Source organism: Flammeovirgaceae bacterium SG7u.111 (assembly GCA_034044135.1).
Lineage (GTDB): Bacteria > Bacteroidota > Bacteroidia > Cytophagales > Flammeovirgaceae.
In genome coordinates this window covers 3,385,800-3,410,685 of the sequence record CP139021.1, presented here as the reverse complement: position 1 = coordinate 3,410,685, position 24,886 = coordinate 3,385,800, and the positions used below count along the sequence as shown (strand labels likewise).

The 24,886-nt window shown below is 40.7% G+C and carries 18 protein-coding genes; 9 read left to right on the top strand and 9 right to left on the bottom strand.

Annotated elements, in window-relative coordinates; all coding sequences use genetic code 11:
* Positions 1-174 precede the first annotated feature (174 nt).
* Positions 175-1,428: a hypothetical protein gene (locus R9C00_13225; GenBank protein WPO38418.1), complete on the bottom strand. Its 1,254-nt coding sequence runs from the start codon at positions 1,426-1,428 to the stop codon at positions 175-177.
* Between the two features lie 782 nt (positions 1,429-2,210).
* Between R9C00_13225 and R9C00_13220 the strand changes: the two genes are divergently transcribed.
* The 3 genes from R9C00_13220 (at position 2,211) to R9C00_13210 (ending at position 5,305) form a co-directional block, all read left to right on the top strand.
* Positions 2,211-3,497 carry a DUF4270 family protein gene (locus tag R9C00_13220; protein ID WPO38417.1) on the top strand — a complete coding sequence of 429 codons (1,287 nt, stop codon included), beginning with the start codon at positions 2,211-2,213 and terminating at the stop codon, positions 3,495-3,497.
* Between the two features lie 15 nt (positions 3,498-3,512).
* The gene (locus R9C00_13215) at positions 3,513-4,517 is read left to right on the top strand and encodes a kelch repeat-containing protein (GenBank protein WPO38416.1); all 1,005 of its coding nucleotides are present in this window, start codon (positions 3,513-3,515) and stop codon (positions 4,515-4,517) included.
* Positions 4,518-4,603: 86 nt separating this feature from the next.
* Entirely contained in the window at positions 4,604-5,305 is a 702-nt protein-coding gene (locus R9C00_13210; GenBank protein WPO38415.1) for a LytTR family DNA-binding domain-containing protein, read from the top strand.
* 43 nt (positions 5,306-5,348) lie between these two features.
* On the opposite strand, the gene R9C00_13205 is transcribed toward R9C00_13210, so the two are convergent.
* The 5 genes from R9C00_13205 to R9C00_13185 all read right to left on the bottom strand — a co-directional run bounded on the left by R9C00_13205 (position 5,349) and on the right by R9C00_13185 (position 10,979).
* Entirely contained in the window at positions 5,349-5,735 is a 387-nt protein-coding gene (locus R9C00_13205) for an ArsC/Spx/MgsR family protein (protein ID WPO38414.1), read from the bottom strand.
* Positions 5,736-5,848: 113 nt separating this feature from the next.
* Positions 5,849-7,342: a 1-hydroxycarotenoid 3,4-desaturase CrtD gene (gene crtD, locus R9C00_13200; GenBank protein ID WPO38413.1), complete on the bottom strand. Its 1,494-nt coding sequence runs from the start codon at positions 7,340-7,342 to the stop codon at positions 5,849-5,851.
* Positions 7,343-7,422: 80 nt separating this feature from the next.
* A complete protein-coding gene (locus R9C00_13195; protein WPO38412.1) occupies positions 7,423-8,604 on the bottom strand; it encodes a PLP-dependent aminotransferase family protein in 1,182 nt (393 codons plus the stop codon).
* Between the two features lie 372 nt (positions 8,605-8,976).
* The gene (locus R9C00_13190; protein WPO38411.1) at positions 8,977-9,570 is read right to left on the bottom strand and encodes a redoxin domain-containing protein; all 594 of its coding nucleotides are present in this window, start codon (positions 9,568-9,570) and stop codon (positions 8,977-8,979) included.
* Between the two features lie 164 nt (positions 9,571-9,734).
* Positions 9,735-10,979 carry a dipeptidase gene (locus R9C00_13185; protein ID WPO38410.1) on the bottom strand — a complete coding sequence of 415 codons (1,245 nt, stop codon included), beginning with the start codon at positions 10,977-10,979 and terminating at the stop codon, positions 9,735-9,737.
* A 333-nt stretch (positions 10,980-11,312) separates the two neighbouring features.
* Here R9C00_13185 and R9C00_13180 point away from each other — a divergent pair, with 333 nt between their 5' ends.
* The 3 genes from R9C00_13180 to R9C00_13170 all read left to right on the top strand — a co-directional run bounded on the left by R9C00_13180 (position 11,313) and on the right by R9C00_13170 (position 17,376).
* Entirely contained in the window at positions 11,313-13,460 is a 2,148-nt protein-coding gene (locus R9C00_13180) for a PQQ-binding-like beta-propeller repeat protein (protein WPO38409.1), read from the top strand.
* A 55-nt stretch (positions 13,461-13,515) separates the two neighbouring features.
* On the top strand, positions 13,516-15,399 hold the full coding sequence (locus R9C00_13175) for a sialate O-acetylesterase (GenBank protein ID WPO38408.1): 1,884 nt from the start codon (positions 13,516-13,518) through the stop codon (positions 15,397-15,399).
* A 264-nt stretch (positions 15,400-15,663) separates the two neighbouring features.
* Positions 15,664-17,376, top strand: a complete 1,713-nt coding sequence (locus tag R9C00_13170) for a DUF2341 domain-containing protein (protein ID WPO38407.1) — start codon at positions 15,664-15,666, stop codon at positions 17,374-17,376.
* Positions 17,377-17,449: 73 nt separating this feature from the next.
* On the opposite strand, the gene R9C00_13165 is transcribed toward R9C00_13170, so the two are convergent.
* Together R9C00_13165 and R9C00_13160 are read right to left on the bottom strand one after the other, a co-directional pair.
* Positions 17,450-17,767 carry a hypothetical protein gene (locus R9C00_13165; GenBank protein ID WPO38406.1) on the bottom strand — a complete coding sequence of 106 codons (318 nt, stop codon included), beginning with the start codon at positions 17,765-17,767 and terminating at the stop codon, positions 17,450-17,452.
* Positions 17,768-17,813: 46 nt separating this feature from the next.
* Positions 17,814-18,119 (bottom strand): hypothetical protein, encoded by a 306-nt coding sequence (locus R9C00_13160; protein ID WPO38405.1) that lies wholly within the window; start codon positions 18,117-18,119, stop codon positions 17,814-17,816.
* Between the two features lie 618 nt (positions 18,120-18,737).
* Between R9C00_13160 and R9C00_13155 the strand changes: the two genes are divergently transcribed.
* From R9C00_13155 to R9C00_13145, 3 genes are all read left to right on the top strand, one after another.
* On the top strand, positions 18,738-20,462 hold the full coding sequence (locus R9C00_13155; GenBank protein ID WPO38404.1) for a PNGase F N-terminal domain-containing protein: 1,725 nt from the start codon (positions 18,738-18,740) through the stop codon (positions 20,460-20,462).
* Between the two features lie 194 nt (positions 20,463-20,656).
* On the top strand, positions 20,657-20,983 hold the full coding sequence (locus R9C00_13150) for a helix-turn-helix transcriptional regulator (GenBank protein ID WPO38403.1): 327 nt from the start codon (positions 20,657-20,659) through the stop codon (positions 20,981-20,983).
* Positions 20,980-23,610 carry an ABC transporter permease gene (locus R9C00_13145; GenBank protein WPO38402.1) on the top strand — a complete coding sequence of 877 codons (2,631 nt, stop codon included), beginning with the start codon at positions 20,980-20,982 and terminating at the stop codon, positions 23,608-23,610. Before R9C00_13150 ends, R9C00_13145 begins: the two co-directional genes overlap by 4 nt.
* Positions 23,611-23,863: 253 nt before the next feature.
* On the opposite strand, the gene R9C00_13140 is transcribed toward R9C00_13145, so the two are convergent.
* Entirely contained in the window at positions 23,864-24,508 is a 645-nt protein-coding gene (locus R9C00_13140) for a hypothetical protein (GenBank protein WPO38401.1), read from the bottom strand.
* Positions 24,509-24,886 lie beyond the last annotated feature (378 nt).

Sequence of the window (24,886 nt, the reverse complement as noted above, 5' to 3'; positions counted from 1 at the left end):
TTACAGGCGGTTCAATCATGCGTCAGTGAAGCGTGCAAAATAAGAGCATCCCCTGCTCATATCCAAAAGATACTTTTTAAAAAAACATTAATCCTCTTTAAAAAAGAGGATTAATGCAGCATCGTTCTTTAACACTAATATAAACCTTATAAAGGCTTTTCTTTAATATCTTAACTAGTCTATTCGTCTTTTGGAAAACCACCTGTCCATGTAGGTTATGTCAATGGTTAATTTGTTATAGCTTTCAGTAAAAAAGTTTTCTAGCCCTTGTCCTCTCGTACCTCTTTCGGCTACAAGCCTAAGCATCCCTTTATTGCCAATTGGCAAGCTACAGCCAAGGGTAACACCAACACTGTTCAGCCCTTCATCGCTTATCTCCAAATATGATTCTTCTGCATACGCCCCAATTGCCCAGCTTACAAATTGATCATACCTATTTCCTTTATAGTTAGGCAGCTTTTCAAAACCAAATGCAAGTCTACGGCTGTCTCGCAATTCATAATCTTTTCCGCTCAGGTCGCTTTCGCCCCATAGCTGAGTTTTATAGTCAACATTTACTTTGAACTTAGATTTGTAATCCCAAGCGATACCAAGCCCATACGAGTGAGGTAAAATATAAGAGCGATCTTCTAAAGGTTCGTATGCGATGGTATCCTGATCGTTTCCAATTCCTGATCTCGTATCTGCAATCAAAATATCTCTTGAGCCGGTAACATCGGTACTGGGCGCATAAGTAGCTCCTATAGTGATAGATGAAGATTTTATAGGGACGGTGTATTGGATCCCCAAATCGTAGTTCAAGGTTCGCAAAAAGTTCTTGTCTTCCACAAGCATGCTATAATTCACGGTGGAACTTTGGATAGTTTGTGTGTTTTCTATTTGCCCAAAAATATACGAACCATGCACACCTATGGAAAGGTTTCTGCCAAAGCTTTTACCATAGCCAAAATACACTTCGTTCAACCCTCCCGATCCCTCATAATTCGTCTGATAAGAGCCTGTAATCCCATTGAAATTACTTTCGCTCAGAATACTATAATTCACATTGCTGTATTTTCTTAAGCCAATGGAAGCTCCAGAACTATTGCCTGTTTTAAACGCTACTGCCAAATACGGAAAATCCATCCCATATTCTACCCCATTCTCATCTCCATCATTTCGAGTGCTCATGTAAGCACTCAGTCCAAACTCATTTAGAAATGTAAATGGAGAATTAGCAATACTGCTGTACGATGCCGGGTTTAAATTATTGATGGAAAATGGGTCCCTATCCGCTATTCCGGTGCCGCCCTTCATGGCATTATGCCCAAATCCTTTTTGGTAAATATCCCCTATCCCAAAATATGTATAAGGGGAGCTTGGGGTGTTTTGGGCCAATACCAATGTAGATGGTATAAGCATAAGTATTATAAAGAAATATTTATTCATTAGCGTGAGCAGAGTTTTTAAAAGTCCAACGATGTATAAACCTATGCTCGCAACTAAAATGAGATCTGTTTTTCGCCTTAAAAAGGTGAAAAATATTTAGTGGAAATGTATGTGGGAAACACAAATAAAAAATAACACCAATTATGCATACATAATAGGCACTGCAGAGCTATGCTATTATTAGTTGGTGGCACAAATGACTAGTTTTTTTTTGAATACCCAAATTAAAATCAACGAATTGCCACATTTCTTCAATGAAAGAGCGAGCAATGCCTCCCAAATACTATTCAAGCTCGTTTTTCCTGGTTTGTAGGTCGAATCGACTCTATTCGTTGATAAAACCTCGGTGTTAGTTGATTATATTAACCATTAAAGCTTTTACTCCCCTTCTTTGGGCAACGTTTTAAAATATTAATGCATTTAAACCACAGATAAGGATTTTGGAAACAAAAAAAAACAAGCCTTATTTGCTCCAACACAAAATGGGAGACTTGTAGATAGAATATTTAAAGTATGGATCGTAAATAGGGAAACACGATTTAGAATATACAAATTAAGACAGATCACCTATACTCTAAGTAAGAAGTATTAAAATTCTGCCTCATTACTACTACTCACAAGCCCTTTGGGCATGCACTAAGAGAAATTTATCATCGCCTTTTTGATATTTAAAGTCATTAAAGGTGCGTATGAAACTGACTTGCTTTTTAACCAAAGCGATATGAATTTCTGTTGTCCAAATCAAAATATATTCTGAATGCTTTGATATTAGAATTGAAAATATGAACAAACAAAACTTGATAAAAATAGCATTTAGTATTTCTCTAGCAATGAGTTTGCTGCAATGCACCGACCCTACTCAGATAGGGAATGATATAGTAGAAAGGGAGCTGTTGGATGTCGTGTTTATTGACACTATAAGCCTTGGGATGTCAACTATTATTATATCAGATTCCTTAAATACAGCCAATAGCTCTAGGCACCTTATTGGTTATGTAGAAACTGAAAACATAGGCTCTATGCAATCAAAAGCGTATTTCAAATTTCAGGCTGATTCTGTCGAAAATTACCCAGATGAAGACGCAAGGTATAAGTATGCTGAATTTGAGCTGGTCTACGATGGCTATTTCTACCACGATACCACGCAAGAATTTAGCCTCAGTTTTCATGCAATGAAAGAAGAATTGGAATTGGATGAAGATGATGCTTTATACAATACATCAACTTTTCCCTACGAACAAACACCTCTTGGAGAGCTCATTTTCAAACCGCAACCCAGAAGGCAAAAATCGTTACTAGTCCCTCTAGATGAATCATTTGCACAAGCATTTTTTGAGTATGCACAAGCAACGGACGAAGGTGATTTTATTGAAGACTTTTACGATAACTACCCAGGCTTTGTAATAGAAGCTGATACTAACTATGCTAATTGCTTTTTGGGATTCAGTACTCAGAGTAAGCTTACTTTCCATTACCGCAGGTCTGGAGAAGATCTCGAATTTACCATCCCAAGCTCAGGGCTTAATTTCAACCAGATCTCAAATGACAGATCAAATACAGAACTAAAGGACCTGCTCACTTCTACAGATGCTATTTCTTCAAAACTTACAGATAGGCAATCGTACATGAATGATGGTGTTGGGATGGGTATCAAAATCAACTTCCCTTCCCTCACGGAAGTCAAAGAAATACTAAGTAAAAATATTGTTATAGACGCAGTTTTAGTACTGAAACCAGTTCAAGGCACTTATGGGAATTATCGTCCTCTTCCTACCAATTTAACCTTTTATGAAATTGATAAAAAGAATAGGATTCTACAAGAACTGAGCTTGGTCAATACGCTTTATGTAGACGAAGAATTTGGGGAAGCTACCGAATATAGGATCGATATAACAGAGTATATAAAGTCTAAAGTAGAGCAAGTGGGAGAGATTGAGGAGGCACTTTACCTAAAAGGTGGAAACGAAACACTCGGGCTCACAGTAAACCAACTCACACTTGGCGATAGCGAAAATAAATACAAATCACATCTAGAACTTTTAATTCTTGACTATTCAATTGAAAACTAAAAAATGATGACAAACATGAATAAGAATATCAAAATCCTTTTTTACGCTTTAGGAGTAATTTTCTTCTCATTTACACTTAGCGCTTGTGAAGACGAGGATGAAGACGAGTTGCTTGGCAACTGGGTTGAAAAAAGTGACTTCAAAGGTATTAGAAGATCGAATACGGTTTCTTTTGTGATAGGAGAAACAGCCTACGTGGGCACTGGCTATAATGGAGACGAAGACGAATACTACACAGACTTCTATGCGTACAATGTAAACACTGATTTTTGGGAGTCGAAAAGTACAATGCCGGGAGTTGGCAGAAGTGCTGCTGTTGCATTTGCCATAGATGACAAGGCATATGTTGGATTAGGGTTCGATGGAGATGAAGAAATGGGCGACTTTTATATGTACGACTCTAGTTCGGACGAGTGGGAACAAATTGCCGATTTCGGAGGTACAGCTCGCAAAAATGCCGTGGCCTTTGCACTAAATGGAAAAGGGTATGTGGGAACTGGCGACGATGGAAATAACCTAAACGATTTTTGGGAATATGACCCTTCAACCGACACTTGGACGGAAATTCCTGGAATAGGCAAGAAAAAAGAAAATGCACTTGTGTTCGTGATTGGGGAATATGCGTATGTTGGAACTGGAACTGACAACGGTACCTACGAAGAGGACTTCTGGAAATTCGATCCTACCCTACTCCCAGAATATCCTTGGACCCGCGTGGCAGATCTCGACAGCGAAGACGAATATGACCTCACAAGGGAAAATGCATCAGCATTTTCTATGAATGGACTTGGGTATATTATGCTCGGTTCTGGAGGAACAGTTTCCCGATCTGTTTGGGAATATGACCCTTCTGCCGACTATTGGTACGAAAAAACATCTTTTGAAGGAGCGGCAAGAATAGATGCGGCAGCATTTTCTATAAATAACAGAGGTTTTGTGACTACTGGAAGAACAGGGAGTTCCTATTTTGACGATATGTGGGAATTCAAGCCATTTGAAGAAGAAGACGAAGAGGATTAAATCGACTTTCATCACCTTACCTAGGGAAGCTGTAATTTCCCTAGGTATATACAACAACCAAACTACTACACCTTTCCAACTTGCCGATGAACTGCATAGCCATAGATGACGAGCCACTTGCCCTTGAGCTAATTGAGCGGTACATCCAAAAAGTTCCATTCCTCAAACTTATGGGTTCTTTTTTAAGCCCATTTGACGCGCTTGAAATGTTAAACAGTACTATTGTCGACCTTGTTTTTACAGATATAAACATGCCCGACATCAACGGTATTGACTTTGTGAAATCGCTTTGTTCGCAGCCGAAGGTGATTTTCACCTCAGCTCATTCCGAATATGCAATTGAAGGATTCGACTTAGATGCAACAGATTATTTATTGAAACCTTACAGCTTCGACCGTTTTTTGAAAGCTGTAAACAAAGCCAACAATAAGCAAGATTCATCAAATATTCCCCAAAATGCATTCCTTTCCGATTTTATCTTTGTCAATTCAGAACATCATATGATCAAGGTAGCACTTTCAGATATATATTATATAGAAGGTTTCAAAGAATATGTCAAAATTTACACCTCTAATGAGCGACCAATCCTGACCATAAAAAGTTTGAAGGCATTTGGAGAGCAACTGAACAGTGATTTGTTCATCCGAACACACCGTTCTTATATTGTTTCAATAGACAAAATCCAAGATATTAAAAATAGCAGGGTGAAGGTAAAAAACAATTATTTGCCCATTGGTTCTAGCTTTAGAGAACAATTCAACAAGTTCGTGCTAAAGGGGCGAGTTTAGCTTAAGGAGGAAATTTTAGGCCCTCCACCCTGCAGAGTGTGGGTTACATAATCTCGCTATAGGTTTCAGCCATTTCATAAATATCCTTCGCTCCAGTTGCTACAACTGCTTTGTTCTTAGAAATTACTATTGGGGATTTTATCAAATCAGGATAATGCTGGAGTAATTTTATAAGGTCAATGTCGTCCATGTTTCCAAAGTCTAGACCAATGGTTTTGGCTGCATCGCTGGTAAGGCAAACTAAATAGTCTAAGGGCATGCCCAATCTGCTGGCTATTTCTGTAAGGCGGGTTCCGGTCAAGCGGCTTTCGATCACATTTACCGTACGGACAAATCTAAAATGAGTCTGTGCGTAGGCAATCACCTCTTTGTCGACTGAGTGGTTAGAATTATAATATATAACCACCTCATTATTATGGTTTTCTATCATAATAGTGTGTTTTATTGGTAGGTACTAATAAGTTACTTTTCCTTTTTCAAATTTCCTATGACGCCTATCATGATTTCTTACCAAATACCGATATAAAGCTCGAATATTTTCAATCAACTACTCTGCTTCCTTTTTGAAACCAAATCGCCTACAATTTTAGCTGAAAGAAGGCAAAGAGGAATTCCACCTCCCGGATGAACGCTCCCTCCGCAGAAATACAGGTTTTTGAAGCTTCCTGAAAAGTTAGGATGCCTGAGAAAAGCGGCAAATGGATTGTTGCTGCTATTGCCATAAAGCGCCCCTCCAAAAGAAGAAGTTCTTTTCTCAATAGTAGGCGGATCTAAAATAGCTTCAGTTTCAATCAATACAGCAACGTCTTCACCAAGTATTCTGCTAAGTTTTGCCAAAATGCTTTTCCTTGCCTTTTCAATAAAAGCCTGCCAGTCCTGTCCTTGGTCATTAGGGACATTTATCATCACAAACCAATTTTCACAACCTTCAGGAGCATCTTTTTTCTCAACCTTAGAAGTGATATTGACATATACTGTAGGGTCATCAAAAATGTCTTTGGACTTGAAAATCGTCTCAAACTCTTGCTGGTACTCTTCGCTAAAAAAGATGTTATGTACATCCATTTGCTCAAACTGTTTTTTTATCCCCCAATAAAAAATCAGTGCCGAGCTAGATTTAGGCTGATTCAACAAACGATTTGGATGAGGGTTGTTGGGCAACAGTTTTTTATAAGTATTTACCATATCCATATTGCTCACCACCAAATCGTAACGATGGACTTTCCCAGCTACTTTGATACCTTTTACAGTTTTTTTCTCAACCATAATCTGGGAAACTGGACTTGAGAAGTGAAAGGTGACACCAACATCCTTGGCTAGTCGGAAGATGGCTTTAGTAATAGAGTGCATACCTCCCTTGGGCAAAAAAGCTCCATAACCATATTCCAGATGAGGGATAATATTGAGGGTTGCAGGAGCTTGATAAGGGTCTGAGCCGTTGTAGGTAGCATATCTATTAAAAAGCTGAACAGTTTTAGGGTTTTTAAAATAGCTAGTGTTTACCTCGTCCATGGTCTTATTGATGTCCAATTTGTACAACTGCAAAAAAGATTTCAATGTGCCTATGTTTAGATAAGTAGACAGTTTGTGCAAGGATTTTTTTAGGAAAACATTCTTGGTAAGATCGTACATTTCCTTGCTCTTGGCAATGAACTTACGGATGCTTTCCGGATCCTCCCCCAGCTTATCTTCAAACTCTTTTACCAATTTATTATGATCTGCATAAGCTGTTAGTTCAGTTCCGTCTTCATAGAAATAGCTGCAAATCACGGGAAGTCTTTTGTGCTTGAAATAATCATCTGGGTTTTTCGACGAAAGCTGGAAAAGCTCGGTCACGTATTGCGGCATGGTAAACAGTGAAGGACCAGCATCGAACCGATAGCCATCTTGTTCAAATTCGGTGAGCTTTCCCCCAGGGTACGCATTTGCTTCAAAAACTGTAACCTTGTACCCAAGTTGAGAAAGGCGAATGGCTGTAGCCAAACCTGCTATGCCAGCACCAATGATACATGCAGTTTTATTATAAGTCTTGGTCATGAAAAAATAAAGCTGATTTTGATAAAACAATGCTATCAAAACCAGCCTACTTACTAATTGTTTCTTGCAAAAATATGATTTTAGCTAATCAGCTCTCGCATGGATTGAGCCAATCGTTCAATCCCAGTTTTTATGCTTCCTTCGTCTACACAAGAGAAGTTTAAGCGGAAGGTATTCGTATCGTTTTTGCCCACATAAAAAGGTGAGCCAGGTACAAAAGCTACATTCTTTTTAATTGCGATATCAAACAAGTTCATGGTCGAATAACCTTTGGGTAAAGTCACCCACAAAAACATGCCGCCCTCGGGCAAGGTATAATGAACATCTTCAGGAAAATGCTCTTTAATACTTTCTATCATTGCTTGTCTTTGCTTGCCGTAAAGCAACCTGATGTTTTCTATATGCTCATCAATATCATTGTCTTCAAGGTATTGAGCCAGCACACGTTGAGAGAAGTAGTTCGTATGCAAATCAGATGCTTGCTTAGCTATCACCAACCGCTCCATGATCGAATCTGGAGCAACCATCCATCCTATTCTAAAGGAAGGTACAACCGTTTTGGAAAATGTGCCTAGCATAACCGTTTGCTCTGGTATGTACGAATAGAAACTAGCCTTTGGTTCTCCAGAATAACGCAAGGCGCCATAGGGATCGTCCTCAACCAAAAGAGTTCTCACTTCTTTGAGCTGTTCTGCAATAGCCTTTCTATTTTCCGCAGAGTAGCTGATGCCAGAAGGGTTTTGAAAATTAGGGACGGTATAGATCAATTTTGGTTCCTTTTTATCCAACACCCCGGCAAGCTGGTTCAAATCCAGACCATCTTCATTGAGCGTAACCGTGTTGAACTTCGCCCTATAAATGGAAAAAGCTTGGATAGCACCCAAGTAACCTGGCTCTTCTATGATCACGTCATCTCCTTCGTTGATGAATGTTTTTCCCAACAAATCCAAACCTTGCTGCGATCCTGAAGTGATCAAAATATTCTTAACTGGAATATCAAACCCTTTTTGTTCTTTGTACCTATTGGAGATAAACTGACGAAGTTCCAAATACCCTTCCGTGTTGCTATACTGCAAAGCATCTTTCCCTGCCAAGTCAAAGACTTTGTTGGTTGCAGCTTGCAATTCTTTGACTGGAAATAAGTTGCGATTAGGCAAGCCGCCTGCAAAAGAGATGATCTCTGTATTCACAGCAACTTTTAAAATCTCTCTGATAAATGACTTTGGGGCATCGGAGATACGGTCGGAAAAAATACTGTCCATTATGGTAGTTAATAGGTAGAAAAATATTTGCCTAAAAGTACAAACTTTGTTGTTGTAGGTGCAACATTCCATTCATATTTCGCACTAAAGGAAATAAAAAAAGCTACGGAACCCCGCAGCTACTTAGTCCTTGAAGAAGATTACTTCAGATACAGCCTTCTCTTCTACAAAATCATACAAATGCTTTATTTCCATTCTCCCCACCGTATGTAAGATGTCATAAACGACGCCATAAACTTTGCATCTCTTTTGGTTGGTACTTCTTCAAGAGTATATTTGGCGCACCAATTTTTTTCAGAATCTGAAATAGTACGTCAACAAAAAAAGCATGTCTTTCTCAAAATAAGATTATGCAGTTAAATTACTAGAATCTCAAGCTACTTTAAGCTTTTTCGCTTTCTGTCCAGCAAATTCATACAAATGATCAATCGCTATACGATCGTTCAACCCTTTAGAATAATGCAACTTGCGAAGTATCAAATCCTCGTCTAGCAAAAACTCGGCTGGCATGGTCGTTAGCGATTCGCCGTCTTTTGGAGGTCCTAGGGGCAGAGAATTTAGTTTAGCCTTTATCGCCGTTGAAATAAATGAAGTCAAGTGGCTTTTAGCTGTATTTGATGAGGAAGGCTCTAACGCATATGTGCTATACCAGATTTTTTCAGGATCTGCAATAAGTGGAATTGGGGAAATCTCTTGGTGGAAAGTACTGTTTAATAAAGCAGATTTTGGAGATTCAAAGAAAAAGATCATTTCCAATCCTTTTGCCTTCAAATCTTCGTGTACTTTCTGAAGTCGGTGCACACGCAAGTTACAAAAAGGGCAGCCTGCATGTCTGAAAAACGCGATAAACACTTTTTTGCCTCGGTAGCTTTCCAGATCAATCTCCCTATCAAATATATCTTGGAGTTTGAATTTTGGTGCTGAGACATTCAACTGCACGGCATCTTTAATAATATTGGAGTTCATAGTTGTTTGAGTTTGATTTGTTTAGTCTAGATATGAGTGTTTAACTACTCATTCCTACCCAAAGTTCCAAACGCCAAAAATAAATGGTAGTATCAAAAAAAGGAGGTAAACCGATTCACATCAGCTTGCCTCCCTTTAAACCTGTTTCTATTTTATCTCGAATCTTAAGCTTCTGCTCCCAATTCAGCAGCTACTTTTGCAGTTTGTTTCCAAACTCTAAATACATTTTGGTAGCAAATTTTTACTATGTCTTCTTCAGAGTATCCTCTTTTCATCAATTCCAAAATAAGGTTAGGGTACTGAGATACATTTTTCAGTCCAACTGGCAAGGAGTCTCCTACTCCATCGAAATCCGATCCTAATCCAACATGGTCAATTCCTGCAAGTTTCACCACATGGTCGATATGGTCAGCCACTTTTTGTACCGAAGAAAATGGATCGTTCGCTGCTGTTACCGAATCAGAAAAAACTGTCAGCAAAGAATCACCTCTTTCCAAACCATTTTCTTCGGCATAAGCCATTACCACTTCCCTGTTCGCTTTTCTCTTTTCTTGAAGTGCTCCATCCAAAAACGTAGAGCCAAAGTTGATTTGGATAACTCCACCATTTTCTCCAAGCTTCTTGATCATATCATCGTTCATGTTACGCTCAAAACCAGGGGTGAACTCACGGCAAGAAGAATGCGAAGCAATTACCGGAGCTTTTGTCAGTTTCATCACATCGTAAAAAGTACTATCTGAAACATGAGAGATATCTACCATGATTCCCACCTTGTTCATTTCCATTACTACTTCCTCACCGAACTCACTTAATCCATTGTAGGTGTAAGTAGTGTCGTAAGAAGAATCACAAATCTGGTTGTCTTTTCCATGAGTAAGCGTGATGTATCGGATGCCTCTGTCGTAAAAGTATTTCACATTAGAAATGCTATCCATAATAGGTGCGCCATTTTCCATGCCCATTGGGAAAGAGATCAATCCTTTGGCAAAATTCGCCTCTACATCTTCAGGGGTTTTTGCCAAGGCAAATTTATCGGGATGCTCTATAGTAATGTTTTCCACTATGTCGATAAGAGAGTCAGCAAGCGATTTGGCTGTCCCATCTAGTTGCCTTGACGATGGCACATATATGGACATAAATGGCGCGTCCAGCCCGCCTGCTTTGGCTTTCGGATAATCAAAATCACCTTTTGTCTCTTTTGTTACATCCTCAAGGACTTTTTCTACTCGAAACATTTTAACAGCTAAACGGAATGGTAAGTCTACGTGACCATCGGTAATGATGTACTTTTTTGCTAATGCTTCCGCATCTGCCAAGGTTGGTTCTTCTGCTTCTTTAGCGCCACCACAGCCAAGCAAGAGTGTAAGAAACAATAAACTGATCGAAGTGTAAATTGTAGTTGTTTTCATAATAGATAAAATCATTTGCGGTTTGTTATGTATCAACTCTATCCTTGCTAAAAGAAAGGATAATTAAACTCAATAAAATGAAGTGGATATGTGGTGGTAAGGTGAGAAGGACTGGTTTTTATTCCAGCGATACTGTAAAGATAGAAAAAATAAGGAAAGAGCTCACTTTCTTTAGAAATTCTGCCGATTTTGGGGTTAAATATCTCCCTTTTCCTACTCATTAGTGAAAAGAAGCAGATTTTTGGTTTGAAATTCTTTAGGTTACAAACCCTCCGAAAATCTTTATAGAAGGGATATTACTTTTTTATAACTCATCAAATACTCAAGGACCATATGAAACTGAAAACCAAAGGGCTGATTCCCTTACTTTTCCTGAGCCTGTTGATCACTTGCCAAGACCAGACGGAAAAGAAATTAATTCAAGTAAAAAGTAGTACAGATTGGCCAGCCTATTTGGGTGACCTTGCCAGCAGCCAATCTTCCCCACTTACCCTCATCAACAAAGAAAACATAAACGAGCTTAAGGTAGCTTGGGAATACAAATCGGGTGGGAAAAGCGAAGGAAACTACTCTCAAATCCAATGCAACCCGCTCATTATAGACGGTGTGCTTTATGGTACAAACCCTCGGATAGAAGTATTTGCCCTCAATGCTGCCACTGGGCAAGAGCTTTGGAAATTCGATCCAAACCTAGCGGATGGTAGCGGGCTGAATGTAAACAGAGGGCTGAGCTATTGGGAAAATGAAACAAAAACAGAAAAACGCATCTATTTCACATCGGGCGATGAACTGTTTGCCCTCGATGCCCTCTCAGGACTGCCTGTGTCTAGTTTTGGTACAAATGGCAAGGCTTCGCTCAGACAAGAATTAAATGTAAAAGCAGAAGACGGATATATTGTCTCTACCACACCAGGTGTCATTTTTAAAAACTTATTGATCCTTGGGCAGCGTGTTTCTGAAAGCACCGACGCCGTTTCGGGCTATGTCCGCGCTTTTGATATCCACACAGGAAAGGTGGTCTGGACATTCAAAACCATTCCCGAACCCAGGGAATTTGGTTACGACACGTGGCCTAAAGATGCCTATAAAAAAATAGGAGGCGCAAACTCATGGGCAGGAATAAGCCTCGACCTTGAAAATGAAATGGTATTTGTCCCTACAGGCTCGGCTGCTTTCGATTTTTACGGAGGAAACAGAAAAGGCGAAAACCTATTTGCTAACTGCCTTTTGGCTCTCGATGCCAACACTGGCAAAAGAATCTGGCATTTCCAGACCACCCACCACGATATTTGGGACAGGGACATACCCGCTCCTCCAAACTTGATAACCCTCAAAAAAGACGGAAAGGAAATAGAAGCCGTAGCCCAAATCACCAAGCAGGGTTATGTATTCTTGTTTGATAGAAAAACAGGCGGTCCTATTTTCGATATTGAAGAAATTCCTATGCCTGCTTCCACCATAGAGGGAGAAGAAGCGTGGCCTACGCAGCCTATTCCTGTAGCACCTCCCCCATTTGCCAGGCAACTCTTTACCGAAGACCTAGTTTCTGACATCAGTCCAGAAATCCACGAAAAGGCTTTGGAGCAGTTTAGAAAAGTAAAAAGCGGCCAACAGTATTTGCCCCCAAGCAAAGAAGGAACGATAATCTTACCCGGTTTTGATGGCGGCGGAGAATGGGGCGGCGCAGCTTTCGACGAAGCCGAAGGTCTCTTATATGTGAACAGCAGCGAGATGCCTTGGATTCTGACACTGATTGATATAAAAGAAAAAGAAGAGCTAAGCGTCGGTGCTATGGCTTATAAAGTAAACTGTGCTGTTTGCCACGGAGTAGAAATGGAAGGCTCGCCTTCTTACCCCGATTTGCTTTCTGTAAGTGAAAGGTACACCCCAGAAGAATTGTTGAACATTATCAAAAAAGGAAAAGGCTTTATGCCAGCTTTTGAATACATCGACGATCCAAAACAACAGGCTATAGTGACATTGCTCATGGGAGAAGATGCGCCTGCCAAACTCACCGATGCGCACGAAATAGGAAAAGATGCGGTAGACCCAGACGTGCCTTATACCCACACGGGCTACAATAGATTTTTAGACGAAGAAGGCAACCCAGCCATACAGCCACCTTGGGGGAACCTTACCGCCATAGACTTGGTAAATGGGACTATAAAATGGCAAGTGCCTTTGGGGGAAATTGAAGAGCTGACCGAACGGGGAATCCCCAAAACAGGGACTGAAAACTACGGAGGCCCTGTGGTCACTGCCGGAGGGCTTATTTTTATTGCAGCTTCCAAAGACGAACATTTCCGTGTGTTTGACAAAGCAACGGGAGAAGAGTTGTGGAAGTACAAACTTCCCGCAGCGGGCTATGCCACCCCTAGTGTGTACGAAGTAAATGGAAAGCAATATGTAGTAATTGCCTGCGGTGGCGGTAAAATTGGAACAAAATCGGGGGACAGTTATGTGGCTTTTTCCTTACCTTAAGCTTTGTATATTTACCCAAACCAAAAGACTTATTTTCACTAACTCAAATCAACTAATGAAAAGAATTTTTGTAACGTTATTTACATTTTTTATATACGCTGCTTCTTTTGCCCAACTCAAAACGGCAAACATCTTTACCGACAACATGGTGCTTCAAAGAGGGCATGAAATCAATATTTGGGGTTGGGGAAAAGCTGGAGCTTCGGTACAAGTTCTGCTGGGTGATGTAAAAACACAAACTAAGGTTTCCGAAGAAGGAAAATGGTTGGTTGCACTTCCCAAGCAAAAAGCAGGAGGCCCTTTCAACGTAGAAATAAGCTCGGGAAAAGAAAGAATTTCTTTTGAAAATGTGATGATTGGAGATGTATGGATCGCATCGGGGCAATCGAATATGGAGTGGGTAGTGAATAATGTAAAAAATGCAGAAGAAGAGATTCAAGCCTCCAATATCTCGCTTATTCGCCATTTTAAAGTAGAGCGAGATGTGGCTTTTAGCCCTGAAAAAGATATCAAAAAAAGCGAATGGAAAGTAACAAGCCCCGAAACAGTTGGACACTTCACTGCTGTTGGGTATTTCTTTGCCAAAAGTATTTACGAAGAGCTGCAAGTACCCATAGGGATTTTGCATACCAGCTGGGGTGGAACGAAAGTAGAATCTTGGATAGATAGCCAAGCCATGATGAGCGTCCCTTTTTACCAAGAGGAAGTGGCTGTGTTGCAAAAAAGTTCGGTAGCAGAAAAGGCGGAATATATAAAAGCGAAATACATAGAAAAGTTTGGCGTGCACAACAGCGATACCCAGCCCGCCAAACCACAAAAAATGAACATGCCAAGCCACTGGGAATGGAGCGGGTTATATGGATGGGATGGTGAAGTATGGTATAAGACCACTTTTGAAACCCAAGAAGGGGTTGAGCCTTCTGATGCTGTGCTGAGTTTGGGCAAAATAGGGCATTCAGATGAAGTTTGGATAAACGGAAAGAAAGTGGGCAATACAAAAGATGATCCAGAGACTGTAAGAGCTTATAAAATAGCAGCGTCGGCTCTGAAAGAAGGTAAAAACGAGTTGCTGGTAAAAGTAACTGAGACAAATGCTGTAAACGGAGGGTTCCTAAGTGCAGCCAAGGATATTTTCATAGAAATGAACGGCAAGAACACGATGCTTGCAGGAAAACCTTGGGAAGTGCAATTGGGCGAAGGCACTGTCAACTTTGAGACAAGTCCCTCCCTCATCCCTTCACTACTGTACAACGCCATGGTAGATCCTATCATAAGCTACCCCTCAAAAGGGTTTATTTGGTACCAAGGCGAATCTAATGCAGACAAAGCCAAGCAATACCAAACGCTATTTCCAACGCTGATTACTAGTTGGAGAGAGAAATGGCAACAGCCCGATATGCCTTTTTTATTTGTGCAACTTGCCAACTTTCAACCTAAAGACGAAGAACCTCCTGCTCAAAGCGGCTGGGCTGAACTTAGGGAAGCGCAAACCAAGACACTTTCCCTTCCCAATACCAGGATGGCAGTCACAATAGACATTGGGGAAACGCATGATATCCACCCACGCAACAAACAAGATGTGGGCAAGCGCTTAGCACTGGCAGGATTGAAAATAGCTTACGACAAAAAGCTTGTCCACGCAGGGCCTATGTATGAGAAAATGGAGATAAAAGGTGGTAAAATCTCCATAAAGTTTGACAACCCTAAGAGCAGGCTGTTGGTAAAAGGGCAAGAGCTCAAAGGTTTTGCAATTGCTGGAGAAGACAAGAAGTTTAAGTGGGCAAAAGCTGTAGTGGTTGGCAAAAACGAAGTTGCGGTTAGCCACCCCGACATCCAATCGCCGGTGGTCGTGCGATATGCATGGGGCAACAATCCTGATTGCAACCTTTACAATCAGGAAGAACTCCCCGCTGTTCCTTTTAGAACGGATGATTGGTAGAATCAAGAATATTAAATCACAAGGGCAAATACATGTTTATTTGCCCTTGTGATTTAAAAATTTAACATCGCTTATTAAGTTTATATAATTTGAATTTAATCAAACCGCTGCAAAAAAAAACATGATTTTGACTCTCTTTAAATAAAAAAGTATGATTCTGTTGGTTCTGTCATAGAAATAAGGGTTCATTTAGAAATATTAAGAGCATTTATACAGTTTTTATTATGACTACTCAAGTATTGTATTACGAATCCAACATTAGCTATGAAAAACCTATACCTACTAACCTTGTTATTGATTTTCAAATTAAGTGCATATTGTCAACTCTACGAAGACTATCAATACTACAAAGTGATCACTATTGATGCTACAGATATTCCCTCTGACCAAACTAACTTCCCCCTTCTAATCCAATACACTAACGATCTTGACTTAAGGTATACCGGTGATGGAGGGCGTGTCACCCAGGTAGAAGGTTATGATATCGTATTTGCCCTTGAATCCGATTACGGAACACAACTAGATCATGACCTTGAATGGTACGAGAGCTCAGCAGGTGGAGCTGATGTAACGGCATGGGTACGAATCCCCATCTTATCTTCTACTGTTAACACAGTGATTTACATGTACTATGGAAACAGTTTGCAAACCACCTCTTCCTCCAATGCCGATGATACTTGGGATGGTAATTATAATGGCGTATGGCATTTATCCCAAATTCCTGATAACAATGGAGGCACTTTTGAGATTTTAGATTCATCAGGAAATGGATTAAATGGAACGGCAAATGGAGGTATGGGTGCCGGCAATGTAATAGATTCAAAAGTTGGGAAAGGCCTCGATTTTGATGGAAATAACAATTATGTTACTATTCCCGACAATGCTTCACTCGAACCTGCTACTTTTACCATTTCCTGTTGGTTTAGAAGAGATGACACACAAGGTGGTGCCTATGCCAAGATGTTCTCAAAAGGGAGAGAGGCCGCCCCCCATTCATCTTATACACTAGAACTGAGGGATAATGTGACAATGGGAGGGTTTCAGACAGGCAGGACAAATGGTAATTATGTGCTAAATCCGTCTGCAAACAATACGCTCACCAGCAACACTGAATGGTACCACTTTGTAGGCACCTTCGACGACTCAAATAAAGAACAAAAATTTTATTTGAACGGAAACCTGATAAATACCAAAACCACTGCTGACAATGCTACGCCTGTTGATTATTATAATTACGAGACTGATTACCCACTCGCTATAGGAGCTTTATCCAATGGCATTAACCCTTTTAGGGGAGGAATAGACGAGCTGCATTTACAAAATTCGATTAGGGATGCTGATTGGATTTCCATAGAATATGCCAATATCAACGACCCTTCCGACTTTGCTTCAACCGGCCCAGAACAATCTACCATTTTACTCCCAGTTGAATTACTGAATTTTGGAGCGGTGATAGAAGGGGAAGCGATTAATATTTACTGGGCTACTGCACAAGAGTTCAATAATGATTTTTTTGTAGTAGAAAAATCACTGGACGGCATCAATTTCAATACACTTGAAACAATCAATAGCCATGATGGAAACAGTCTAACCGTGCAGAAATACAAGGCTTACGATGAGCACCCTACTACGCATCAGAATTACTACCGTCTTAAGCAAGTTGATTACGATGGCACAACAACCTATAGCAAAGTAGTTTTAATTAATTTTGGAAAAAGTACAAGCCTCCATGTATTTCCCATCACCGAAACGAACAGTTTTGATGTGGAAATTTCAACAAATATCCCAACCGCTTTCCAATACATAGTGACAGACCTAAGCGGGAAAAAGGTAGCCAGTGGACAACGATCAGTTCCAAAAGGCAGCAGTGTTTGGGATTTTTCTTTAGAAGGCACTAAACAAGGAATGTATTTGCTGATGGTTATTACAAGCTCAGGACTATCGCAATCCTCAAAAATATATTTATCAGGAAAATAAGCTGAATTACTGTAGAAAACGGGTGGCAGCAATATGATGCCTCCACCCGTTTTTTTTATTTTTCTATAGGAGTTCAATTACTTTGCAGCAAACCAGCCAGCACCTCTTTTAAGTCTTCCCTTGCTTCTGGGAAATCAGCGGCAAACTTCTGGGAAGACAGCAGCAACAGTAGGGTTTCTTGGGCATTAGAAACATGTAAACCTTTTACAAGAACTTCTTTCCGAGAACCACTATAATAAATCAAATCACAAACTCCACTCACACAATTAAGTGCATAAAACGTCCCCCAATCTTTGGAGATATGGGCAACAAAAGAAGTGTACCCTATTTGGTCCACGGCAAAACCGATTTCTCTCAAGCTTTGCAGTAATTCATCTGTAACAACTGTCATGTCAATTTTACTTTAGAGTAAAAGTAGCTCTTTTTCCATAGCTAGCTTAAAAAAGAGCATTAGTATTTTCGCTCATGTGCTCTCTCAGAAAATCTTCTGAAAAACCTTCAAATAGGGAAGCTGTTTGGGCAAAATCTTGCCTAAACTTGATGTTACCAGAAAGCAACATCAATAATTCTTTGTCACTGATAACCTTGAAGTTATCTATAAGAAGCAGGGACTGCTCCCCTATCCTGAGACTAAAATGACAATATCCATTGAAACAGACCAAGTAATAGGTATCTGATTTTGCATTGTCAATGTGTGCACTAAATGAACCATCTTCGATAGAAGAAAAACTAAAACCTCCCATTTCTAACAGTGATTTTAGTTTACCGGACAGACTTAACATAAATAATTACTACTGTATTTTGTGAAGAATAGGCTGGAGAGCAATTCCGCCTTTTAAATAAGTGTAATTTGAATTATACCCCTGCTAGTGTACAAATAGCGCTATTAGGGTTTCCCCAGCTATTCGAAAGGATTAGATGGACTGAAATGGTTGTTTGTTGTTGGTTATTATTGGATGAGGTGCATTAGTTTCATGCGTACAATACAAATAAACAACATTTAGCAGGTTGAAAAATATGACAGACCTCATTTGTACTAATGATTGAAATCAGCAGTCCATGACATAGCAAATAGTCGAAACGTCTATTTGCTATGTCATGGACTGAAAAATAAAAGTTAGCATTCTACATCAAAAGGAAGCTCCCTTTATTAATCCAATTATTATATTTTTCTTAAAAAGCTTTACTGAACTCATAATAGTGTTCCCGCACACATAGGAAAACAGCCTTATTTTCTATTTTAGCAGACTAATTTATAAAATAGTTGGCGTAGTCTGTTTTTGTATTTTAACTTAGGCCATTCAACCTACTTAAGGTTGGATAAAAATCTTCTATCCCGCAAACAAAATTTCATTAAAAACATGAAAGTGTATTCCATCATTTCTTACTTTTTACTCACATTCATTTCCCAATCAATTTTCAGTAAGGCTTACGCCCAAGAGAAATCAGGAAAAATCATTTATAAGACGATTGTCAATGGGCAAGAAAGCGCCCGAGCTGGTAAAACAGAGGTGATTTACCATGAAGGCGTTGCCACCATCAAACGAACTGAAACTAAGGGTGCTGAACTTATTCCAACCGTGCCTGACGAAGCTGCTTTTATTGATTATAACACGAGCAAATTAATGCAATTAGCTATATTGAACACAGGCAGTCGGTTCCATACCTCAAAAGCATTTAGTGAGCTCCCAGAGTTGGAAATTACGGATGAAAGGCAGGAAATACTTGGCTATACTTGCCAAAAAGCGACTATCGTCCTTTTCTCTAACCGCATCGACTTGTGGTTTACTGGGGAAACAGGCTTACAAGGAAGCCCTTACCCCAATGCTGGTTTGCCCGAAGGTGTTGTGTTGAAATCAGTGAGAAATGGGAATTATGAAATAGTGGCCGAGAAAGTTGAATATATCAAACAAAAAAAAATGGAAAAGCTCCTGCCCGATGACTTGGGTGAGTTGGTGGATGCGACGATTTACAAGGCAAGGATTACCGATAATTATGTAACAACCGTTCCCGTTTTTGATCATGAGCAGATCAATTGGGGAAATAAAAGTGTCAATCCGGAAAAAGAAACTACCGATATAACCTACCACTTTGCAGGAGGAACGGTGATTGCCAAAAAAGTAAAACTGCCTGAAGTTGCGGAGGATTATACAGTTTTTGCAGAAATAATTCAATATTCGAGTGGCGATGCTTATGACCGAACCGGAAGCGTATTTTTGATCCCAACAGAAAAAGAAAGTAGCTTTTTAGACGGTTTGAGAAATGGCAAAGAGGTACTTCCCAAATATATAGATATGAATGGTAAAGAATTCCAAGGAGTAGTCGCCACCGAAAACTATGAGCCAGCCCTTGAAATGGTCAGGTTCTTCACTGCCTTTGGTACACAAGCCTTCAATGAAAAAAGGACGGTAGCTGGATTGACCTGGAAAGATTCTACGGTGTACAAACAAGACGTCACTTATTTGCTTCCTAAGCTACAAGGAGAAGTTTGGATAGGAGCATTTATTGGAAATTATGACGGTGGAGGCCACAACCTTTCCCTCAAGCTCCAATACCATCCTGGAAGCAATAGAGTCCAAAAGGAAGAAGTAAAAAAGCAATGGATCAAGCCTTTGTTCAACACCTTGAACCTCATGGAAATGGCTGGGCAAGAATATGGGACGATGTTCAACGGAGATTCATTGAAAGTTTCTTTCGACGTGCCAGCAGGGCTTAAAAATGTACGCATGGAATATATCTCTACGGGCCATGGAGGCTGGGGTGGCGGTGACGAGTTCAACCAAAAGCTCAACGAGATTTTTCTAGATGGCGATAAAGTTTATACCTATATACCTTGGAGGTCGGATTGTGCCACTTACCGAGAATTCAACCCTGCTTCAGGAAACTTTTGGAACGGCATTTCCTCCTCCGACCTTAGCCGCTCAGGCTGGTGTCCCGGCACTGCCACCAACCCAGTGACCATTCCGTTAACCGAACTGAAAGAAGGGAAGCACAGCATGCAAATTGCCATTCCCCTTGGCGAGCGAGAAGGCGGAAGTTTTAGCGCATGGAACATTTCAGGCGTACTAATAGGCGAGTTCGAATAGAAGAAAATTCAAGATAAGTTTAACCAGCCCAATTGCCACAAGTGTATGCTTGTGGCCTTTTTTTTGCTTCTCTCCTACCTCTGATCCGAAAATGAAACCTTTCAACAGAAAAAAGCGATTACTTCACCTATTTACTTAACAAAAGTAGAAGTAATCCATTACCTTTACTTTTGTTAAGTAAATCTAATACAAGAATGAAAGAACCATCACTAGGAGAATTTGAGGAACTGGTCCTGCTCACTGTGGCTGCTCAGCACGACGAAGCTTATGGGGTGTCCATCTTAGAAAGTTTGGAGGATCAACTAGGTAAAAAGCTAAATATCAGTGCAATTCATGTAGCCTTAAAGCGCATGGACGACAAAGGCTTTGTAAAATCTAGGTTTGGCGGGATCACCAGTGACAGAGGTGGGAGGCGCAAAAAGTTTTATATCATCACAGCCTTGGGAAAACGCAAGTTAGATCAGCAATACGCTCTGCGAACCCGAATTTATAACCAGATACCTAAAATCTCATTCGGATGAAAAAAATTGCACCTCCAAAATTTGCCCTAGACTTCTTGCGCTGGTATTGTCGGGAAGACTATATAGAGGAAATAGAAGGCGACTTGACAGAACTATTTGAAAACCAACTAGCATCTGCACCCAAAAAAGCCAACTGGACTTTCTTTTGGCTCGTCCTCCGACATTTCAGGCCAGACTTCATCAAACCAATTTCAATTCCTAACCTCTTCATACACCAAGCCATGTTCAAAAACCACTTCAAAATTGCCTGGAGACATATTTTCAAAAAGAAACTGTATTCATTCATCAATATTACGGGACTAGGCGTGGGCATGGCCTGCTGTATCTTGATCCTTCTTTATGTAAAACATGAGTTGTCGTACGATCAGTACCACACCAACTTGCATAGTATTTACAGAGTGCTACATGCCTACAAGTCCCAAGGAGAAAAGGGCAAACCTACCAACCCCGAAGACTACCAAGTATGGGGATCTGCCCCGGTTGGTCCTGCGCTTATCAAAGACTTTCCCGAAGTAGAGAGTTATTTCCGATTTACCAGCCCTTCTAACTGGCTCTTCGAATACGAAGACAAACGCTTCCAAGAAGACAACATCGTTTTTGCAGATTCCAACGCTTTCGAGATGTTTAGTTGGAAGATGATAGCAGGAGATCCTGCAACGGCACTAGACGAGCCTTACTCCATTGTACTTACCGAAAAAGTAGCAAAAAAATTCTTTGGCGAGGAAGATCCTATTGGGAAAACCTTGCGAGAAGGGGAAACAGCCATAAAAGTGACGGGGGTAATGGAAAACGTACCAGCCAATTCCCATTTTACATTTGACGGATTGGTGTCCATGAGCACCTTCCGCGATTTCCGCCCTGGGATTTTCGATAGCTGGGGCTATGTAGATTTTTACACCTATTTCATCCTTCAAGAAAATGCCAGTATCGCCAACCTCAAAAGCAAGACTTCTGAGTTTGTAGATCGCTATACGGGCGACTGGGAAGATTCTGATTACGAGATCACCTTCGAGCCTATGGCAGATGCCTACTTGCATTCAGAAGCAGCTCGCCAACCGGGTGAAACAGGAAGTATCGCCAACCTCACCATCTTCTCTTCGGTAGCACTTTTCATCTTGCTCATAGCATGTATCAACTTTATCAACCTTTCTACGTCCCGCTCACTTGAGCGAGCCAAAGAAGTAGGCATCCGAAAGGTAGTTGGCGCACGACGCTATACGCTGATTGGGCAATTTCTTTCCGAATTCATCTTGCTTTCCCTGTTCGCTGCCGCATTGGCGATGGTACTCGTCGTATTGCTCTCTCCTGTGCTGCAAGACATCTCAGGAAAACCTATTTCTTACAAAAGCCTACTAGTGTGGGAAAACTTGCCAATAGCCACAGGGGTGATTTTATTAATCGGTTTATTAGCCGGGAGCTACCCTGCCCTTTTGCTTTCCCGCTTCCAACCTACAAAAGTGCTAAAAGGTGCATTCAAATCGAGCGGTGGAGGCATTGCCCTCAGAAAAGGCTTGGTGGTATTCCAATTTAGCCTTTCCATAGCGCTCATGGTCGGCACGGCAGTCGTGTTTTCCCAACTTCAATACTTACGAAACCATGATTTGGGCTTTGACCAAGAACAAATGGTCATTGTAGATTTTGCTTGGGACAGCGAAGTGAAAAGGCAGATGGATGCTATCAAACAAACCTACCTGAGCAATCCAGATGTGGTATCCATTGCTTCCTCTAGGGCTGTTCCGGGCGGTTTTCTTCCAAATGCAGGCACCTATATAGAAGCACCAGATGGAACGAAAACCATGTACTCCCCTACTATCTATGAAATTGACCAAGACTTTATCTCTAACTATAAGATAGAACTAGCTGCTGGGCGCTCATTTTCAAGGGATTTCCCTATGGACTCTGCCCAAGCTCTCATGATAAATGAAGCAGCGGCAAAAATGTGGGGATACAGCAATCCAGAAGATATTGTAGGAAAGGAATTTGACCAATGGGGCAAATCGGGAACGGTTATAGGCGTGGTAAAAGACTTCAACTACAAGTCCTTGCACAAAAGCGTAGAACCCCTCTCCCTCCGTTACGACCCAAGGAGCTTGCGGAAGTTTTCGATAAAGATCAATTCCAAAGACATCCCCAAAACCATTGCCGAGCTTGAAAAAACGTGGGACGAACTCGTTCCCCATCGCCCTTTCTTATACAGCTTTTTAGATGATTCCTTCAATAAGCAATACCAAGCCGACAACAGGTTCGGGCAGATATTCGGAGTATTCGCCTGCATCGCTATTCTCATAGCCTGCTTGGGTCTTTTTGGGCTTACCGCCTACACCACCAGCCAACGCACCAAAGAAATAGGTATCAGAAAAGTATTGGGTGCTTCGGTGGGAAATATCGTAGCCCTACTTTCCATAGGCTTCCTAAAATTATTCTTCATAGCCTTGCTCATTGCCATTCCCCTGTCGTGGTATGTGATGACCCGCTGGCTAGAAGGCTTCGCCTACCAAGTAGGTTTGCGAGTAGAGCTCTTTGCCCTAGCCGGAATCGGTACTTTGTCCATTGCTTTACTGACCATTAGCTGGCAATCGATAAAAGCCGCCCTCGCCAACCCTGTGAAGAGTTTGAAGAGTGAGTAGGGATTCCCATCCTCCCCATGAGTCATCCCGTACTTGATACGGGATCTCCCTCCGAGACACCAGCAGAGCCAAGCTGCTCCTAATAAGAGCACAGTCTCACAATGCCTACTGTATATTAGGAAGGAGATACCGCGTCAAGCGTGGCATGACTCGCTTTTTCTTACTTTCTCTCTCCTCTAACCTTAAAACAACCTAACAAAAAAAGCCCGGCAAACGCTGGGCTTAATCAACAAACAACTTCATAAACAAAACATTACTTGGCAGCTTTTTCCTCTAGCTCTATCCCCAACTTCTTCCAGCTTTTGATCATCTTATTCGTTTTGCGATACCATTTATCCAAGTCAGTAAAGTCTTCATCGTACTCGTCATATTCTTCGCTACGCAACATCTCCGCACTTTCTTGAAAACGCTTTAGCTCCAATATTTCTTTATAAAGCGTAATACCCTTCTCTATAAATGCTTTGGTAATTCTTTTATTCGCAAAATCATCCAGCACAGGCTTATTGTTCAATACTAACGTATAGAATTGGAAGACTTGGAATTTCATCTCGCTATATGCTTTTTCACGCCTACCTTCCAAGCCCAACAAGGCATGTTTTTCTGGTTCATCATCTTCGTACATATTTCTGGCAAGGTCGACCAACTTGGCATAATGCTTTTGTAGCTCTTCAATACTTTCGTTGAGTGCTTTAGTCGCATTTTTCCTCCTGCCTATAGCCACGTTATGCTCTTGCCTTTTAGCTATAATCGCATTGAACTGCTTGAGGCGGGTTTCAAATTCCTTTTTGGTAAAACCAGCTGCAATAGCCGTTTCCAATTCCTTTGGAGTAGTAAGGGTTTGGTCTATAAAACCCCAAATATTCTCCAACTTACTTGCAATAGTGTTTTTTGATGACATGTTGTTTCATGGTTTAGATTATAAAAAAACTTCGCCTAAATAACGTATAGTCTTATACCTTCTTCTACGCCAATAACTACCATGTACATTTTTTAAAAAAGAAACCAACTATTTACAAACAAGAAGATAACCTATTCTTTTGCAATAGATTACCCTGTTTTTTACAGAAACTAAGACCATTTATATATCCTACTATTTTATGTTACAATAGTACAAATGCTTTATCAAGTGATTTTTAAGAAAAAGAAAGGGGAGGACAAGTAAGGTTTGTTGGAGAAAGAAGGATTATCAAACAAAAATATATCCGTATCATTCCAGACGTAGCAAAGCGGAGATCTGGGATCTCCGACCTACTGTTCCGCAATGCCTGTTGGTGTA